The sequence below is a fragment of the Arenimonas sp. genome (genome assembly GCF_019459675.1).
Classification (GTDB): Bacteria; Pseudomonadota; Gammaproteobacteria; order Xanthomonadales; family Xanthomonadaceae; genus Arenimonas.
In genome coordinates this window covers 1-2,472 of sequence record NZ_JAIBFH010000050.1, presented here as the reverse complement: position 1 = coordinate 2,472, position 2,472 = coordinate 1, and the positions used below count along the sequence as shown (strand labels likewise).

Annotated in this window: 3 protein-coding genes; all 3 read right to left on the bottom strand. The window is 69.3% G+C overall.

Annotation, left to right across the window (positions count from 1 at the left end):
* Positions 1-177 precede the first annotated feature (177 nt).
* The gene (gene purF, locus K0M70_RS01990; protein WP_290778593.1) at positions 178-1,647 is read right to left on the bottom strand and encodes an amidophosphoribosyltransferase; all 1,470 of its coding nucleotides are present in this window, start codon (positions 1,645-1,647) and stop codon (positions 178-180) included.
* A 3-nt stretch (positions 1,648-1,650) separates the two neighbouring features.
* Positions 1,651-2,217: a CvpA family protein gene (locus K0M70_RS01985; RefSeq protein ID WP_290778591.1), complete on the bottom strand. Its 567-nt coding sequence runs from the start codon at positions 2,215-2,217 to the stop codon at positions 1,651-1,653.
* A gap of 22 nt (positions 2,218-2,239) precedes the next feature.
* Positions 2,240-2,472, bottom strand: a 233-nt coding sequence (locus K0M70_RS01980; protein WP_290778588.1) for an SPOR domain-containing protein, incomplete at its 5' end; no start/stop codon positions are given.

Below are 2,472 nucleotides of genomic sequence, written 5' to 3'. Positions count from 1 at the left end.
GGGGGCGCCCCGCGGGGGGGGGGGGGGGGGGGGGGGGCTCAACGGGGGTGTGCCCGGGGCGCTATGGGGGGGCCCGCGGCGTGCGTGAGCGCCATCTTGCGGGCCGGGTCGGCCTCGCGCAGGCACTCATTGGCGGCGTCGAAAAGGCTTGCGGTCATTTCCTGGCCAGGCATCCGCTCAAGAAGCGCGTCGCTTGTGCTTGGCGTCGTCCGAGCGCAGGTGCTGGATGCGCTCGAAGTAGCCAGCCTCGATGCCGGTGACGTACTCGCCGCTGAAGCAGGAGCTGTCGAAGTGCTTGCCGGGGAACTTGGGGCCCGAAACCGCCGACTCCAGGTCGGCCAGGTCCTGGTAGATCAGCCAGTCGCAGCCCAGCAGCTGTTCGATCTGCGCCTCGGTGCGGTTGTGCGCCACCAGTTCGTCGGCCGAAGGCATGTCGATGCCGTAGATGTTCGGGTAGCGCACCGGCGGCGCGGCGGACGCGAGGTAGACCTTGCGGGCGCCGGCGTCACGCGCCATCTGCACGATCTGCTGGCTGGTGGTGCCGCGCACGATCGAATCGTCCACCAGCAGCACCACCCGGCCCTTGAACTCCAGCGGGATGGGGTTGAGCTTGCGGCGCACCGACTTAACCCGCTCGCCCTGCCCCGGCATGATGAAGGTGCGGCCGACGTAGCGGTTCTTGATGAAGCCTTCCCGGTATTTCACGCCCAGCACGTTGGCGATTTCCAGCGCCGCGTCGCGCGACGTGTCGGGGATCGGGATCACGGTGTCGATGCCGTGGTCCGGCCTCAGGCGCAGGATCTTTTCGCCCAGGGTCACGCCCATGCGCATGCGGGCCTTGTGCACGGAAATATTCTCGATCATCGAGTCCGGGCGGGCGAAGTAGACGAACTCGAAGATGCACGGGGCGTGCTGGCGCGGCTCGGCGCAGACTTCCGCGTAAAGCTGGCCGTCGGCCGTCACCACCACCGCTTCGCCTGGCGCGATGTCGCGCTCGCGTACGAACCCCAGGATGTCGAGCGCGACGCTTTCCGAGGCGATGGCATATTCGGTGCCCTGCACGCCCTCGCGCTTGCCCAGCACCAGCGGCCGGATGCCGTGCGGGTCGCGGAAGGCCACCAGGCCCAGGCCCAGCACCATGCTCACCACCGCATAGCCGCCGGTGCAGCGGCGGTGCACGCCGGCCACCGCGGCCACGGCGGCCTGCGGCGTCAGCGCGCCCTGCTGGGCCAGCTCGTGCGCGAATACGTTCAGCAGCACTTCCGAATCCGACTCGGTGTTGACGTTGCGCTTGTCCTGCTCGAACACCAGCCGGCGCAGCGCATCGGTGTTGATCAGGTTGCCGTTGTGGGCCAGCGCAATGCCGTAGGGCGAGTTCACGTAGAACGGCTGCGCTTCGTCCGAGCCTTCCGACCCCGCCGTGGGGTAGCGGCAGTGGCCGATGCCCACCGAACCGGTGAGCAGCGCCATCGCGCGCTCGTCGAACACTTCCTTCACCAGGCCGTTGCCCTTGTGCAGGCGGACGCGGTTGCCGTCCATGGTGGCGATGCCGGCGGCGTCCTGGCCGCGGTGCTGCAGCACCGTGAGTCCGTCGTACAGGGCCGCCGCCACGTCGGTGGCGCCGGCGATTCCGATGATGCCGCACATGATTCAGTTCTCCGGAACGGGAACGGCGGCCGCTTCGGGCGGCGCGCCAGGATCAACAGGTTCTGGCGCCAGCGGCGGCGCGCCAAACTCGATTTCTTCGGCCGCCGCGGCCGGCAGGAATTCCGCCATCCACTCGGCGCCGCGCTGCACGCTGGGCAGCAGCCGTGACTGCTGCCACCAGGCGTCCTGCGGCAGCGGCGTGAACCCCATCAGCAAGACCGCCACGCAGGCCAACACCAGGCCGCGCAGCAGGCCGAAGCCCAAACCCAGTACGCGGTCGGTGCCCGACAGACCGGTGTTGGCGATCACTTTGCCAATCAGCCAGGTCAGCAGGCCGCCGGCCAGCAGCACAGCGATGAACACGCCGGCGTAGCCCAGGAACAGGCGCGCCGACGCCTGCTCAACGCCGACCAGTTTCTGGGCGACGTCTTCGCCAAACCCCATGGAAAGCCAGAACGCCGCGATCCACACCGTCAGCGACAGCACTTCCACCACGAAGCCACGCCAAAGCCCGATGCCCATCGACACCGCCAGGATCAGCAGCAGCGCGAAGTCGGCCCAGGTCAGCATCGGCGTTGGCGGCGGGCGTGGGTCACGGATGCGGTACGACGATCGCGTCCTTCATGCCCAGCTTGCCCACCACCGATTCGCGCAGGCGGTCGGCAGAAGCGCGGTCGGCTTCCGGACCCACGCGAACGCGCCACACGGCGCCGCGGTCGGTGTCCACCCGCTGGTGGAACGCCACGAAGCCGGCGGCGCGCGCGCGGTCGCGCAGCGCGTTGGCGTCGGCTTCCGAACTCAGGGCGCCCAGCTGCACGGCGAAGC